Origin of the sequence: Bradyrhizobium sp. CW1, from assembly GCF_023100665.1 — a bacterium.
GTDB classification, from domain to species: domain Bacteria; phylum Pseudomonadota; class Alphaproteobacteria; order Rhizobiales; family Xanthobacteraceae; genus Bradyrhizobium; species Bradyrhizobium canariense_D.
The window spans coordinates 1,672,804-1,686,827 of sequence record NZ_CP064684.1 but is presented as its reverse complement, the minus strand read 5'-3'; the positions used below and the strand labels follow the sequence as shown (position 1 = coordinate 1,686,827).

Annotated in this window: 14 protein-coding genes and 1 pseudogene; 6 read left to right on the top strand and 9 right to left on the bottom strand. The window is 59.9% G+C overall.

The features are described 5' to 3' along the window. Nucleotide 1 precedes the first annotated feature (1 nt). The 4 genes from IVB54_RS08180 to IVB54_RS08165 all read right to left on the bottom strand — a co-directional run bounded on the left by IVB54_RS08180 (nucleotide 2) and on the right by IVB54_RS08165 (nucleotide 3,917). Entirely contained in the window at nucleotides 2-760 is a 759-nt protein-coding gene (locus IVB54_RS08180) for an ABC transporter ATP-binding protein (RefSeq protein WP_247407121.1), read from the bottom strand. Continuing rightward, nucleotides 757-1,899 (bottom strand): branched-chain amino acid ABC transporter permease, encoded by a 1,143-nt coding sequence (locus tag IVB54_RS08175; protein WP_247407124.1) that lies wholly within the window; start codon nucleotides 1,897-1,899, stop codon nucleotides 757-759. Before IVB54_RS08175 ends, IVB54_RS08180 begins: the two co-directional genes overlap by 4 nt. Before the next feature lie 3 nt (nucleotides 1,900-1,902). Next, complete coding sequence (locus IVB54_RS08170) at nucleotides 1,903-2,775, bottom strand: branched-chain amino acid ABC transporter permease (protein ID WP_247407127.1); 873 nt, start codon at nucleotides 2,773-2,775, stop codon at nucleotides 1,903-1,905. Nucleotides 2,776-3,080: 305 nt separating this feature from the next. Continuing rightward, nucleotides 3,081-3,917, bottom strand: a complete 837-nt coding sequence (locus IVB54_RS08165) for an enoyl-CoA hydratase-related protein (protein ID WP_247407130.1) — start codon at nucleotides 3,915-3,917, stop codon at nucleotides 3,081-3,083. A 999-nt stretch (nucleotides 3,918-4,916) separates the two neighbouring features. On the opposite strand from IVB54_RS08165, the pseudogene IVB54_RS08160 reads away from it, so the two are divergent. Then, a pseudogene (locus IVB54_RS08160) lies at nucleotides 4,917-5,123 on the top strand (DNA ligase); the annotation flags it as partial. 222 nt (nucleotides 5,124-5,345) lie between these two features. Beyond that, entirely contained in the window at nucleotides 5,346-5,846 is a 501-nt protein-coding gene (locus IVB54_RS08155; RefSeq protein WP_247489450.1) for a hypothetical protein, read from the top strand. Between the two features lie 36 nt (nucleotides 5,847-5,882). Here the strand turns inward: IVB54_RS08155 and IVB54_RS08150 are convergent, their stop codons facing one another. After that, entirely contained in the window at nucleotides 5,883-6,071 is a 189-nt protein-coding gene (locus IVB54_RS08150) for a hypothetical protein (RefSeq protein WP_247407137.1), read from the bottom strand. A 244-nt stretch (nucleotides 6,072-6,315) separates the two neighbouring features. Further along, nucleotides 6,316-7,923 (bottom strand): NAD(P)/FAD-dependent oxidoreductase, encoded by a 1,608-nt coding sequence (locus tag IVB54_RS08145; RefSeq protein WP_247407138.1) that lies wholly within the window; start codon nucleotides 7,921-7,923, stop codon nucleotides 6,316-6,318. An 840-nt stretch (nucleotides 7,924-8,763) separates the two neighbouring features. Here IVB54_RS08145 and IVB54_RS08140 point away from each other — a divergent pair. Together IVB54_RS08140 and IVB54_RS08135 are read left to right on the top strand one after the other, a co-directional pair. Beyond that, nucleotides 8,764-9,954: an ISL3 family transposase gene (locus IVB54_RS08140; RefSeq protein ID WP_247777148.1), complete on the top strand. Its 1,191-nt coding sequence runs from the start codon at nucleotides 8,764-8,766 to the stop codon at nucleotides 9,952-9,954. Between the two features lie 8 nt (nucleotides 9,955-9,962). Then, on the top strand, nucleotides 9,963-10,193 hold the full coding sequence (locus tag IVB54_RS08135; RefSeq protein WP_247777147.1) for a hypothetical protein: 231 nt from the start codon (nucleotides 9,963-9,965) through the stop codon (nucleotides 10,191-10,193). A gap of 108 nt (nucleotides 10,194-10,301) precedes the next feature. On the opposite strand, the gene IVB54_RS08130 is transcribed toward IVB54_RS08135, so the two are convergent. The 3 genes from IVB54_RS08130 to IVB54_RS08120 form a co-directional block, all read right to left on the bottom strand. Beyond that, nucleotides 10,302-10,934, bottom strand: a complete 633-nt coding sequence (locus tag IVB54_RS08130) for a hypothetical protein (protein ID WP_247452298.1) — start codon at nucleotides 10,932-10,934, stop codon at nucleotides 10,302-10,304. Nucleotides 10,935-11,239: 305 nt separating this feature from the next. Then, nucleotides 11,240-11,695 carry a DUF4231 domain-containing protein gene (locus IVB54_RS08125; RefSeq protein WP_247400778.1) on the bottom strand — a complete coding sequence of 152 codons (456 nt, stop codon included), beginning with the start codon at nucleotides 11,693-11,695 and terminating at the stop codon, nucleotides 11,240-11,242. Next, a complete protein-coding gene (locus tag IVB54_RS08120) occupies nucleotides 11,692-12,087 on the bottom strand; it encodes a TIR domain-containing protein (protein ID WP_247400780.1) in 396 nt (131 codons plus the stop codon). The genes IVB54_RS08125 and IVB54_RS08120 overlap by 4 nt, the downstream gene beginning before the upstream one ends. A 134-nt stretch (nucleotides 12,088-12,221) precedes the next feature. Here IVB54_RS08120 and IVB54_RS08115 point away from each other — a divergent pair, with 134 nt between their 5' ends. Together IVB54_RS08115 and IVB54_RS08110 are read left to right on the top strand one after the other, a co-directional pair. Beyond that, nucleotides 12,222-13,046: a DUF6538 domain-containing protein gene (locus IVB54_RS08115; RefSeq protein WP_247777146.1), complete on the top strand. Its 825-nt coding sequence runs from the start codon at nucleotides 12,222-12,224 to the stop codon at nucleotides 13,044-13,046. Between the two features lie 40 nt (nucleotides 13,047-13,086). Further along, nucleotides 13,087-13,908 carry a hypothetical protein gene (locus IVB54_RS08110; protein ID WP_247777145.1) on the top strand — a complete coding sequence of 274 codons (822 nt, stop codon included), beginning with the start codon at nucleotides 13,087-13,089 and terminating at the stop codon, nucleotides 13,906-13,908. Nucleotides 13,909-14,024 lie beyond the last annotated feature (116 nt).

Sequence of the window (14,024 nt, the reverse complement as noted above, 5' to 3'; positions counted from 1 at the left end):
GTCATGTCCCGAGATAGGCTGCAATGACATCCGGCTGGCCCTGGACCTCGGCGGCCGTGCCGAGCGCCATCATCTTCCCGTAGTTCAGCGCGAGCACGCGGTTGGAGACGCGGCTAACCAGCGACATGTCATGTTCGACCATCAGCACGGTGACGCGGAGACGACGGTTGATCTCCAGGATCCACTCCGCCATGGCATTGGTTTCCTCGACGTTGAGGCCGGACGAGGGCTCGTCGAGTAGCAGCAGCGTCGGACCGACACACAGCGCGCGGGCAACCTCGATCACCTTGCGGACGCCATAGGGAAGCGCGCCGATCGTGATGTCGCGGTATCTTTGCAGCCGCAACACGTCCATGACCTCCTCGGCCGCACGACGGTGCGCGACTTCCTCCGCGCGAACCTTCTTTGTGCGGAGAATGTCCTGCCAAGCCCGCGTGGTCGAGTGCCGGTGTCGGCCGACCAGAAGGTTTTGCAAGGTGGAGGCGCTCTCGAACAGCTCGATGTTCTGGAACGTACGGGCGATGCCGCGCCCGGCGATCTGCTGCGCCGAAAGACGCGTGACGTCCTCGTCCCGGAAGATGATCTGGCCCGCGCTCGCCGTGTAGAGCCGGCTAATGAGGTTGAACAGCGTGGTCTTGCCTGCTCCGTTCGGCCCGATGATAGTGAAGACCTCGCCCTCGTTGATCCCGAACGAGACGTTGTCCACGGCCGTGAGACCGCCGAACTTCACAGTCAGGTTCTTTACGTCGAAGAAGGTCATCGGCGCTCGGACTTCAGGAACATGCGGGGTGGGCGTGCGCTGCGTTGGCGCGCCAGCGGAAACTGCTTGAAATAGGCCTTCACGCGCTGCCAGCGGCCGTCGAGGCCGATCGGCTCGTAGATGATGAAGACGATGATGATGATGCCGAAGATCAGCGACTTCAGGCCGGGCGCGTTGACGACGCGAAGGACGCCGGTCTGAACGGCCTGGGTCACGGTCTCCGGCAGGAACAGACCGTGCATCATGGCCTCGCTCCACACCGGCACCTTGTCCTTGAGGATGATCAGCAACGGATCGGCCATGATCATGAAGATCGCGCCGAACACCGCGCCCCGGAGGCTCACCAGCCCGCCGATGATGATGATCATGACGAAATCGATCGAGACAGCCAGGCTGAACATCTCCGGCGAGATGAACGACATCTTGTGCGCATAGAGCGCACCCGCGATTCCCGTAATGCCGGCCGACAGCGCGAACGCCGTGGTCTTGTAGCGCGCGGTGTCGATGCCCATGCTGCGCGCGGCGGTCTCGGAATCTCGGATCGCCATGAAGGAGCGTCCCGTCGAGGACCGGATGATGTTGATGGCGGCGAGGATCACCAGCACGGTGACGAGCAGACAGAGGTAATAGAAGCCTTCGGTGCCGAGCTTCAGCCCAAACACGCTCGGCGGCGGCAGCATCAATCCCTCATTGCCGTGGGTGACGCTCTCCCATCGCGCGATGATCTCCTCGACAATGAAGGCAAAGGCGAGCGTGGCAATGGCGAGATAGATCCCGTGCAGGCGAAGCGCCGGCAGCCCGACGAGGTAGCCCGCGATCCCTGTGAAGACACCGGCGAGCGGGAGATAGAGCACCAGCGGAACGCCGTGCTTCTGCGCCACCGCGGTGAAATAGGCGCCGATGGCGAGAAAGGCGGCGTGACCGATCGAGACCTGCCCAGCCTGCCCGGACAGGATATTCAGCGCCACGCCGACTATGGCGTAGATCATGATGAACACGAGTTGGCTGAGATAATAAGACTCGATCACGTAGGGCGCGGCAATCAGCCCTGCGAGCAGAACAGCGTACCAGAACACTGCGGCCTTCGACGGGAACAGCGGATCGCTGTCGCCATAACCGGTGCGGACATGGTGCGCCATGCCTTACACCTTCTTGACGGCGTTGAGGCCGAACAGGCCCTGCGGCTTCCACAGCAGCACCGCGAGCAGGACGACATAGGCCGCGACGTCCTTGAATCCCTCAGGCAGATAGAAGCCGGACAGCGATTCGACGATGCCGATGGTGATGCCGCCGGCGACCGCCCCGGGAATCGAGCCGAAGCCGCCGAGCACGGCCGCCGGAAATGCCTTGATGCCGAGAAAGCCGAGATTGGCATGTACCAGCGTGATCGGTGCCAGCAAGATCCCGGCGGCGCACGCCACCATGGCGGAGAGGCTCCAGATCAGCGAGAACATCCGCTTGACCGGGATGCCCATGTAATACGCCGCGAGCATGTTCTGCGACGTCGCCTGCATCGCGATGCCGACCCGAGTGTAGCGGAAGAAGGCGTAGAGCGCGGTGCAGAGCAGCACCGTCGCAACGATGATGGAAAGCGCGTCCCAGGCGATGACGAGCTTGCCGATCGTCAAGACGCCGTCGGTGAAGGGGGTCTCGATCCGCAGATCGTCCGTGCCCCAGATAATGCCAACGAGCGCCCGGATCACGAGCCCAAGACCGATCGTCGCCATCACGATCGAGAATTGCGGATAACCGAGGATGGGACGAAGCACGAGCCGTTCCATGATCGCGCCGAGGATCGCCATTGCGATCACGCACAGCAGGAACGACAACCAGTAATTCAGCCCAAGCGTCGTGATGAAGGTGACCGACATGAAGGCACCGAGCATCATGATTTCGCCCTGCGCAAAATTCACCACTTCGGTCGCCTTGTAGATCAGGACGAACCCAAGGGCGATCAGCCCATAGACGCACCCCAACGCTACGCCGCTAATCAATTGCTGCGTGAAATCGAGCATTTCCGTCCCAATGGCGCGTCGCGCCTGATTTTTTTCGATATGAGGACGGTCGATGTTGTTAGTCAAGCAGCTAATTAAATCGACGCTTCGACCATCGACTAAGATAAGATAGCGCGCTCAATCGTTTCGTGCAGCGCCTTGCCACAAGACAGCGGAAGTGCCGCCTCGGCCTTCTACGACCAGACGTGGAGCTTGTAGGGATTTGTACAGAGCAGCGAATCCTTTGTCCTTCTTGTGGAGGAGCGATGACGGTTTCGCTCCGCTCTACCATTTTACGAACTGCCGCGTGGTGACAAGCCCTCGCTCTACTCCTTCTTCGTTCGATAATCGCCGAAAGTCGTATCGCGCTGGTCGAGGAGGTCTTTCACGCTGCTGCCGTCGCGGCGAAAACTGCCCATGTAGGCCCTGCTCGCCTCAGTGGTGAAGGCCAGCGCCTGGATCTCGGTGCCGGCTCGAATGGCAGCGCGGGCGCCCATGATCTCCATCGCGCGGTGGACACTGCGCTTGTTGAGCTGCTGCAGCTCGACCGGCACCTTGGCGGCGCGCTCGGCGAAATCGAGCGTCTTCTCGTCGAGCTCGGCGAGCGGGAACGACCGCGTCGCGTACCCCCAATCGGCAGCTTCGCGGCCGGACATCGCATCGCCAGTTAGCATCAGTTCCATGGCGCGGCGCATGCCCAGCAGCCAAGGATGATACTGCATGTCGGGCGGGCTCATCAGACGCACTGGAGGATAACCGATCTGCGCATCTTCGGCGACGTAGACGACGTCGCAGGCGGTGGCGAGCTCGGTGCCGCCCGCAAGGCAGTAGCCGTGCACCTGCGCGATCACGGGCTTAGCGAGATCCCAGATCCGAAACCAGCCTTCGACCACGTGGCGTGACCACTGGCCCGGGCCTGAGGCCGAGTGATAGGGCTGGTCGACGCGATTGTCGGCGGAGAGATCGTAGCCCGCAGAGAAGCAAGGCCCTGCGCCGCGTAAGATCGTAATCGAGACTTCGCCGTCGCGATCGGCCTCTTCGAGCACCTCGAAAATTTCGCTGCGCAGGCGATTGTTCAGCGCGTTGCGCTTCTCCGGCCTGTTCAACGTGATACGCCGGACGCGCGGACGCGGTTCGTCGACGATGATGTGCTGGTAGCTCATGAAATCCTCCCGAACGCCAGGCTTTTTGCCTTTAAGGAAGGTCTTGCCCGAGATCGAAAGCGATGTCATCGGCCGCAAACGCAGATCACCCCGCCAGCAGCAGCGAGAGCGAGGCCGACATGAAATTTGTCCCAAGGGTATCAGCAGCCGCCGTTCTGAGGAACGCGCGCGGAAAATCAGCCTCGAGGCAGTAGCTGCCACATACTCATGCAGCAGCGTTTGCCAGTCTGGGGGCACCGCTCCGGCCGGCCCGGGGACAGGCTGATCCGGCGGACGCGAGTGCGGGCCTTCAGAAGCTCGAAGTCACACGCTCGCGCGCCTAATGGCGTCAAAAAAAGGCCGCCATCACCGCGGCAATTACAACATCTTGGTCCAACGGGCAGACCGAAGGGCAGATCACCCAGCTCAAACCCGTAAAGCGTCAAATGTACGGCCGCGCCAAACTTGACCTGCTCAGCGCCCGCTTGATCGGTAATACATGATCACGGCTGCACCAAAACTGCGTCAGAGCCAATATTGCAGGGCGAATGACACGGAGAGATTGTCGATCCGATCTGGAGGACCTCGAACAGGGACTCGCGAGTACAGAGCGTGTTGCCGAGGCGGTTAGGAGGACGGTTGCGAGTGCTTGTTGTCGAGGACGAAGACCTGATCCGGGACGTCATTGTAGATATTGGAGAGTCACGGACACAATATACTTGAGGCCGAGAGCGGCGAGCGCGCCCTCGAACTGTGTACGCAGGCCACTCCAGATCTGGTCTTCAACCGACGTGATGTTGTCGGGGTCCCCGACAGGATGCGCCGGTCCAATCAAATGCACGGACAGTCACCCGAAGGTCCCCCTCATTTACGCCACCGGCTACACACAGGCCGCCCCGCGTCCCTAATCCGGCAGCATGCGTCAAAACCGTAGCGCTTTGAACGCCTTCTGGAGTCCATCCGCTTGCTCACGGGTCCATCGATCGGCTGAAGCATGACCGGATCGAGCTGCACCGGCGTGCGTGCGGCTCAGGGCTGGAGGGCGTGGTGTCCAAGGTGGCGGACTCCCCACACGAGGGCGGCCGCCGCAAGGGCGCCGACCTCGTGTAGGCGGGGCAAGGTGACCGCAGATTCGGCAAGACTTCCACCACCGAGCTCCAGAGGCGTCTGGACCCGTTGATCAGGAAAACCAAGCCGTACGCCAAGTGCATCGCTCAAAAGGGCGTCTGAGTCCCGCGCCCAAGTTTTCGCGGAAGTCGAATACCGCGCGAACTAGTCGGACGGAAGGTGCGGCATCCTTTCTTCAGGGGCTCCGGGAGATATCTAACAATGTCGGTTCGGCCCGTCCGTGATGCTGTGGACTTTTTGATTGCGCGGGCCCGGGCTATGCGTAACGTCAGTTGCCGCGTATGCAGCAGGGAAACGCCGCCTCGGGCAGGATGAAAACGCATGACAATCTTCGGAAAGCAGCAAGGAAGCCTGGTTCCCATCCATGAGGACAACACCAGCACGAAGGACTGGGTAATCCTGCTGGAAGCCGCCACCATCGTCGGGAACGATCGCGAAAAGCTTCGCGTCGCCCTCACAACGCGGGACCGCAAGCTGGTGAAGAAGCGAAAGCTCTTCCGGAAGCCGGAATACTTCCTGGTTCTGGACGGGTACGATCCGCGGATCCACGCGCTATACTTCTGCCCACAGCTCTACAAGCATGCGGACGATGGCCTAGCCCCCCTCACCGGCCCCGAGATCGGCCAGCTGATGGCCAAGGCATTGGAAGGCGGCGCGATCGAGAAGGCGCCGTGGTATGCACCGTTCGAGGCTCTGCCCGCCGATCCGGTGATAAAGCCGTCGGCGAAGATGGAGTTCGACAGCCTCGTGGTCGACGCGCCGGTCGCGAAGACGGACAAAGCGACTTCCCTGCGGGCGGTCAAATTTCCCGACAAAGGCTGACGGGCCAAACTAAGACGCTAGGCTTGAAGCCTATCCCTAACGGACCTTTTCGATCTGGTCACCGACCAGCCGCGTGAGCCGTTTGACGTCCCGCGTCGCCATCGACGTCCCGACGCGGACGGCCTGCACATCGTCGCCGGGTCCGAACAGCAGAGCCAGCCGACGCGCCCTGAGGCCCCGCGCCTCGAGCCCGGGCGCAAAGCATGACAACGAGCTTGCGGACATAGCGCTGGATGGTCTCGGGAGCGGCGATCGGCTCGGCGAAGACCTGCCGGACCTTGACAACGTCCGTCGGCCGGACCGGCTCGATCGGCTCGAAGCGGCCGGACGCTGGTTGAGCCGACGGCACACGGACGGGCCGAACCCAGCGGCGCCCCGCGACGCCGCCTCGATATCGCGGATACGCTCGAACCCGGATCCGCCTCCTCGATAACGAGTTCGGCGACCTGCGCCTGCCGGTAGCTAACGATTATGATAGGGCGAAACCTTCGTACCCGCGGGAAACGACGTTCTGACAGATTTCACGATAACGGACCAGGCCGCCGGCATATGGCATGAACACCCGCGGCTTGCCCGGAATATTCGCCCCGAGATACCAGGAATGCTTTGCCTGCGGCAGCAGTGTTCGGGCAGCAGCCTCATTGACTTCGCTCACCCATTTTTCGACAGCGTCAGGCCGTGCCTCGATCCGCTCCAGTCCGTTAGTCCGCATATGATGGATGCAATCTGCGATCCAGTCGACATGTTGTTCTATGGCTACGGGCATGTTGCACAAGACCGATGGACTGCCGGGCCCCGTAATGGTGAACAGGTTTGGAAAACCAGCGACCTGCAAACCTAGATAGTTGCGCGGTCCTGCCTCCCAGACATCCTTCAGTGACATCCCGCCGCGCCCGCAGATATCCATCTTGAGCAGCGGTCCGGTCATCGCATCGAACCCTGTCGCGAAAACGATGATGTCCAGCGGGTACTCGGCCTCATCCGTGCGAATTCCGGTCTCGGAGATCTGCCGGATTGGAGCAGCTTTCACGTCCACGAGCGTGACATTCGATCGATTGTAGGTCTCAAAATAGTCCGTATCGATCGGCGGGCGCTTGGCTGCATAGGGATGATCGATGTCAGCGAGCACCGCCGCGGTGTTGGGATCCTTCACAATCGAACGGATTTTCTTCTTTATAAAGTCGGCAGCCGTGTCGTTTGCTTCCTTTGAAATGAGCATGTCCTCAAAGGATGCGCGGAACTGCAGCCCGCCGCGCTCCCAGGCCTCCTCATAAATCCTCTCGCGCTCCTCTGGCGGCGTGTCGATCGCTTTGCGTTCAGCGACCTTAAATCCCATGCCATTGTAGGTTTGATGTGTGGTCGCGCGGATTTCGCGAGCGTTATCTTTGACGTATTGCTTGAAGTCCCGCGTTAGCGGGACATTGCGTGCTGGTACTGAATAGTTCGCGGTACGCTGAAATACGGTCAGGTGTTTGGCTTGAGCGGCAATCACCGGGGCTGCCTGGATGGCGGTCGATCCCGTGCCGATCATCCCCACTCGCTTGCCCGCAAACCCGACGCCTTCGTGCGGCCACTGCCCCGTATGGTACCAGTCACCCCTGAAGGTCTCCAGCCCTGGAATCTTGGGTACGTTGGCAGTGGACAGGCAGCCGACGGCGGTGATGAGAAACTTCGCGATGAAGGTCTCGCCCGTTTCTGTACGGATATGCCAGCGGTTGGAGGCGTCGTCGTAGTGCGCGGACGCAACCCGGGTACCAAATTGAATGTCGCGTTTCAGGTCAAGCTTGTCCGCCACGAAATTCAGATAACGCAGAATTTCTGCCTGGCCCGGATAGCGTTCGGACCATTCCCATTGTCGCATTAAGTCAAGGGAAAACGTATACCAATAGACATGGCTTTCAGAGTCGCACCGCGCCCCAGGGTAGCGATTCCAGAACCACGTGCCCCCAACACCATGAGCTGCTTCTACTGCCTTTACTTTCAAGCCAAGGTTATCCCGAAGCCGAAACAGCTGGTAAAGGCCCGCAAAGCCCGCACCAACAACCAGCGCGTCTAGCTCAACAGGTTCATTCGACATGGCTGCACTCTCTCATTACGCCGCCCCACGAATATAAGCTAGGTATACCGGCAGCGCGGTGATGGTGCGCTGCGCCACAGTGAATTCGATTAACATACCGTCCCGGGTAAGTGCGCTCAAGCTCCCCTTCTCTGCTTTAACGCAGCTCACTGCCGGCGCGTCGCCTTCCAAAGTCTGGAATGCGCCCCTTCAAAGAGCGAGCCGGGCCCGAAGCAAACAATTTCCTCGAAGCGGCAGGTCCGACAAATTGGCTCGCCGTCCAGCCGACCATGAGAGTAGCTGCAGCGGCCCCTATAATCCAACTTCTTTCGGTCGATTTCTAATTCGAGCAACCGCGAGGTTGGCCGCGGACATGCGTAATCATCAGGGCGCAGCAATCCGGCGTGCGCTCGCAAGAAAACGCGGCGCCTTCCAGGAAGATTGGCGGGAGAGACTGTAAGGGCGCCGCTCAGTTCAATTGCAGCTCGATGATGTGCTTCGGATCCGGCTTCAGCTCACCGCTTTCAACGCGTTTGACGATGTTAGTCAGTGCGGCGTTGGCGGGGAAGCTATTCCCAGCTTTCCGCGCTCATTCACGACGAAGCAACGAGGAATTCGATGTCAGTGCGACGGCCTTCTGCATGTCTTGGGCCATCGAGGGTGTTATTCGGCGCGCAATTTGCCCCCTTATCGGCGCCAAAGGTTGACCCCTGCGAGGAATGACCAATCCTTTGATCAGCCGTCAGAATGTTGAAGAATTGTGGGTCAATGTTGGAAGCCGATGGGGGTCAAAGTTCGGGTCTGACTCATTTCTGATGAAGTTTGCCGGGCGACTGTGTTCTCAAACGGAGAATCAGCGCCATGCGGACAGGCTTTCGAATTTCATCGCTCGTACCGAGTGGTTTGGTGTTTGATGGCGTAAGTGATTCAGAGGATTCGGTTATTCTGGCTGTTCGGTCAGAGGCTACGGAGGCCCAGTGCCCTTTGTGCACGACAGCATCGCGCCGAATCCATAGCCGTTACATCCGGCACGTGGCTGATTTGCCATCAGCGGGCAGAAAGGTGCGCCTCCGATTGCTCACGCGGCGCTTCACATGTGAGGTGCCGCATTGCCGCCGGCGGATCTTCTCAGAGCGGTTTGGAGAAGACATCGTTCCGCTTCGACGGCGCCGGACGGCACGGCTGGAATACATCGTCCATCACTTGGGGTTGGCGCTGGGCGGCCGGCCGGCGGCAAGCTTCGCCAAGCGGCTCATGCTGCCCGTTAGCAACGATACCTTGCTACGGGTGGTCCGCCGGCGGGCGGCGATGCCGACAGATCCATTGCTTGTTGTGGGCATCGATGACTGGGCGTTCCGGAGAAACCATCGATACGGGACGATCGTGTGCGATTTGGAGCGCCGGCGGATCGTTACCCTGCTGCCCGACCGGGAAACTGCGACCGTTCGGGCGTGGCTATCGAAGCACCCAGCGATCAACATTGTGTCGCGAGATCGCGGTGGTGGATACGGCGAGGCAGCAGCCAAGGCGCTGCCGAACGCCATCCAAGTCGCCGACCGCTGGCATCTGATGGAAAATGCGAGCGCGGCCTTCCTTGATGCGGTGCGCCGCTCCATGAACAGAATCCGAACCGCAATCGGAGCGACGACGATCAACCCGGAATTGCTGACCTGTGCGGAAAAGCTGCGCTATCAGGGCTATCTGCAGCGCCAGGACAGCCATGCCTCAATTACGGCTCTCGTCAGCGACGGTGTGCCGCTCAAGGAGATCGTCCGCCGCACAGGACATAGTCGCAATCTGGTTCGCCAAATTAGCCGCGGCGGCGGTACGGATATGTTCCGCACCCGTCAAAGCACCCTGGACGGGCATCTGCCGTTTCTGGACGCGCAGTGGTCAGGCGGCTGTCGCAACGGTGCCGAGCTCTGGCGCCGCTTGAAGGGACAAGGCTTCAAGGGATCGCTGCGCGTGGTGGCGGAATGGACGACGCGACGGCGGCGTACGAGACTATCAGCCATCAACAATTGCAGAAGGTCCCCGCCGCCAGGACGATAGCGCAGCTGATGACGACGAAGCGCGACCACCTAACCAGGGCGGAGACCGTCACGCTTGCGGTCATCGAACAAAACGTTCCTATGCTGGCCGATGCCCAAGCTCTCGTTGGCCGCTTCCACGCGATGATCCGAAGGAAGGCCGAGATCGAGCTCGAAGCTTGGATTGAAGAATCCAAGCGGAGCCTCATTGCCTCGTTCGCGAATGGAATCGCCAACGATATCCTCGTCGCCGCCCCATAGCATCTCCCTTGGAGGCTTTCGGACGCCGGCCGCCCGAATGTGCCGCGCCGTCAATCATGCGGCCGGCATCCGAAACCCTTCACACAAGCGGACCTCGCGTTACGACAACTAAGGATGGGATAGATCAACCGACCTGTTCACGAGTAGACGCTCAAGCACGGTCTTCCCGCTGGCGATCTGCCGGTCGAACTCCTTCACGGAGTAGTCCTCGCCCTTCGGCTTGTTCGACGAATAGAATGAAATTCTCTGTGTAAGCCTATCGTGGCAGGCCCAAAGAGAACAGCCGCCTGCGAAGTTGCAATGCACTGGATAATATCGGCTTTGCTCCCGACCACCTGCGTCCAGAAATTTGATGAACATGCTGCCGTAAGGAGACCCCGCTTGGTCTTGTCTGGTCCATCCGTATTCGTCGGCGGGTAGGCCGATAGCCACCTTTCGATAGCGAGCCCAATCGGCCTGCCATGCCTCGCAGTTCGTATCCACGCCGGAAAGGATGCTGGCCCGGTTCACTCCCTTTACTACGGAAACGCCTATGATTTCACGCGGGTGGTTGGTTGATGAGCCTACACTTACAGAGACCCATTCTGCGGAGCGCAATCGGGACGCCAATCGTTCAGGATCACGTAGAAGGTCGTTGAGGTAGAAGTGAAATGGGCTTTTGCCTGGCGGGCTTGCTACATAGAAGCCAGTTTGTTGATCCTTTGGGTCCTCATCCGGCAGCGCAACGGTCACGCCATTCAAGTCAACAAGATATCTTCCGTCCGAGGCTCGCTTTATCGCTTCTTCGCACCGCGCGATCGAAATTGAACTAGCGACAAGGAAAGCTAGGACCGCCGTCTTCCAGTTAGGGCTCATGCGGCTGCTCCGGCGCTGGCCATTTGCGCCCTTGGTTACGAGGCTCTCAAGTGGAACGTCAACCGCGGCAACGACCAATACTCAATTTTCCATAAACGCGAGGTCCGCTTCGGGTCACAAGCCGCCGATCACGCTCAAGGTGCAGACTTCCGCTTCGCGTTGGTAAGCCGACGTTTACAACGGGCGATGGCTCAGTGGTCGCCGGCCGGTTTGACCTTCTTAGGATCAAACTCTTGCCGTGTGATCCATTTTGCATGTTCGGTTGAGACCAGCGATTCCACTCTCTCGACTAGAGCTTTCATCGCTTGATCATCAGTAAGCCCATCGTAGGAGCCGGATCGTGCGATGTAAGAATATTTTTCGTGTCGCAGAGCTTCGCATGTGGACCGGTACGTTATCCAATTGTGCTGCCATTGATTTAGCTGCTGCAAGCCCTCAAGGAGAACAGCCGCTGCACCAATCGATGCGGTGACCCATCCGTTAAGCAAGAGCGCAGAGATGGGAACTAGACCGCTAAAGATAAATTCAAAGAACTTTACTCGCTTGAACCATGACTGTGCAGTACCGGATTTTGAGTCGTACCATTCGATCTGCTGTTCGAGCCGTAGATACCCGGAGTCAGGCTCATCATGAGTTGTTGCAATCATTTGGCGTCGATCAATCGAGCAAGATGTTCATGATCCCAAGCGTACCAAGGCAACTGTAACTGCTTCGCGAGCGGCGGGAGAGTCAACCTGTCTGGCCCATCTTTGAGTCCCATACAGATAATCCTATTTCCTCTGGCGAAGCTCGTTTCAAGCTCCCAATTTACCCATGTACTGGTATGAGTCAGAGCGCTGAGCATGCAGACCGTCACGCTGCTCCTATCAATTTTCTCTTTGATTTTGGATTTGATATACTTGGCATTGTCACTATCGATTGCGACCTGGAGGGATTCGTCATAAAATTCGATGTCGAATTTGTCGTTTGCCGCCAGAAGACGCAGACCATTTACCTGTGGCTTGTCCTCGTGCCGGAAGCTGATGAAAACTCTCTTCATTGGTTGATTCCCCCGAGATAAAGGGGGACACTGTTTCGCAACCTAAGCGTTAGGGCTCGGAAACCCCTTTCTTAAGTTTATCCTTCGAATCAAGCGGTTCTTGATCGGCCGGTGCTACACCGAGGTGCTCCACCATGCCGACGATCAAGATGCCAAAGCCGGTCAAGCGTCCGACCTCCCAAAACTACTGGATCCGCAAGAAGGTCCCGGCCGACCTGCGCCCCCGCGTCGGCAAGACCGAGATCTGGGCGAGCCTCAAGACCGACAGCGAGCGGCAGGCCAACATCGAGATCGGCGCCGTGAACGCCAGGATCGAGGCCGAATGGGCCCGCCTGCGCGCCGACGGAGCCCGCCCACCGGCCGCGGCGGCATCCGTTCCCGAGCCGTTCAAGCTCACCCATCAGGACCTCCATGCTTTGCGGCGGGACGAGCACACGCGGGTTCGGGATCACTGGATGCCGGAACCGCCGACCGGCTTCAACAAGGTGAGGATGACCTTGGGCGACGACGACTCGCTTCAACTGGACGCCATCGACCTTCTGAAGAGCGGCGGGTATGCAGCTTCTCCGGCCAACGTAGAACGCCTGGTACCGCTCCTGATGCGGGCTAGAAAGGAAGCTGCCTCCGACGTGGAGTACGCCAGGCTCGGCGAATACGACAAGATCACGGATCTGACGAAGATTCCGGAACGAACTACGCCGGCGCTTGATTTCCTCGCGGCCTTCCAAGAGTACGCCGCGAAAGGGGGGCTCAAGGGCGGAAGCGCGGGACGCACGGCGAGCCGCTGGCGGCCGAAGGTCAAGGAGTTCTGCGACTTTGTCGGCCACAGGGACCTGAAGCGGATCAAGACGTCGGATGGATACGATTGGGTCGACCACCTGATCGCCAAGAAGATCCCGCGCGACAGCATCCGCAAGGTCTGGATCGCCGCGCTATCCGCCACGGCGACCTTCCATTGAACGACGCAAGCTCGACCAGAATCCATTTCTCGGCATCCGCGTGCGCGACGAGGACACGTCGGAGGACGAAGAAAAGAAGAAGCAGGAGGCGGAGCCGCCACGCAAGGGATTCACGCCGCAGGAAGCCAAGCGCATCCTGACGGCCACCCTCGTGGCGCCGAGCGAATTCATTTCCGTCGAGATGGCCGCGGCCCGCCGCTGGTTGCCGTGGCTGTGCGCTTACAGCGGCGCGCGCGTGAACGAACTGACCAGCCTGCGGCCGGAGGATATCGCTCCTTACGGCATCAAGCTCTGGGCGATGCGCATCAAGCCCTCCCTCGAGAAGACCAAGACATGGCGCGTGGTGCCCATCCATTCGCCCATCATCGAGCAAGGTCCCGAAGGACAGCGTTTTCTGGACTATGTGGCGGTCCGCGCCAAGCTCAAGAAGCCGCTGTTCTACGATCCGGAGCGCCGCCGCGGTGGAATTGTGCGGCATCCGCAATTCCACAAGATCGCCGAACGGATCGGCGAATGGGTGCATGGCCTCGGGATCCCGTACGACGTCAAACCGAACCACGGCTGGCGCCATCTGTTCAAGAGCGTGGCCAGGCACGTCAAGATGGACCGCGAGGTTGAAGGTTTCATCACGGGCCACAGCCCGAAGGACTCCAATGCAGGCAACGACTGTGGCGACCGCTGGATCGAGACGATGGCGGCCGAGATCGAGAAGTATCCGCGCTACGACATCGCCGCTCTGGACGATCCGCCGGCGCCGCACAACCGCCGCAGGCGCACCAACTTCGACGTCGCGGTCGCGAAGGCAGCGAAGGAACGGCGCAAGGCAGCGCGGGCGAGGCGAGCTCCGGATGCAGCTAGGTGACCGAGAAAAGGAAGCCTGGGGCGGGGAAAGTGGGACTCTCTTCCCCGATGTCGCGAACCCGCGAAAACTGCCGTAAAACAAGGATTTCTGAAAAGCCCGGTCGGATTTTGTGACCA

Bases quoted from the DNA above. Each gene is read 5' to 3' on its own strand.
- IVB54_RS08170 (WP_247407127.1), bottom strand. From the start codon at position 2,775: ATGCTCGATTTCACGCAGCAATTGATTAGCGGCGTAGCGTTGGGGTGC.
- IVB54_RS08180 (WP_247407121.1), bottom strand. From the start codon at position 760: ATGACCTTCTTCGACGTAAAGAACCTGACTGTGAAGTTCGGCGGTCTC.
- IVB54_RS08135 (WP_247777147.1), top strand. From the start codon at position 9,963: ATGACGACGAAGCGCGACCACCTAACCAGGGCGGAGACCGTCACGCTT.
- IVB54_RS08140 (WP_247777148.1), top strand. From the start codon at position 8,764: ATGCGGACAGGCTTTCGAATTTCATCGCTCGTACCGAGTGGTTTGGTG.
- IVB54_RS08155 (WP_247489450.1), top strand. From the start codon at position 5,346: ATGACAATCTTCGGAAAGCAGCAAGGAAGCCTGGTTCCCATCCATGAG.
- IVB54_RS08165 (WP_247407130.1), bottom strand. From the start codon at position 3,917: ATGAGCTACCAGCACATCATCGTCGACGAACCGCGTCCGCGCGTCCGG.
- IVB54_RS08115 (WP_247777146.1), top strand. From the start codon at position 12,222: ATGCCGACGATCAAGATGCCAAAGCCGGTCAAGCGTCCGACCTCCCAA.
- IVB54_RS08175 (WP_247407124.1), bottom strand. From the start codon at position 1,899: ATGGCGCACCATGTCCGCACCGGTTATGGCGACAGCGATCCGCTGTTC.
- IVB54_RS08125 (WP_247400778.1), bottom strand. From the start codon at position 11,695: ATGATTGCAACAACTCATGATGAGCCTGACTCCGGGTATCTACGGCTC.
- IVB54_RS08150 (WP_247407137.1), bottom strand. From the start codon at position 6,071: ATGTCCGCAAGCTCGTTGTCATGCTTTGCGCCCGGGCTCGAGGCGCGG.
- IVB54_RS08145 (WP_247407138.1), bottom strand. From the start codon at position 7,923: ATGTCGAATGAACCTGTTGAGCTAGACGCGCTGGTTGTTGGTGCGGGC.
- IVB54_RS08120 (WP_247400780.1), bottom strand. From the start codon at position 12,087: ATGAAGAGAGTTTTCATCAGCTTCCGGCACGAGGACAAGCCACAGGTA.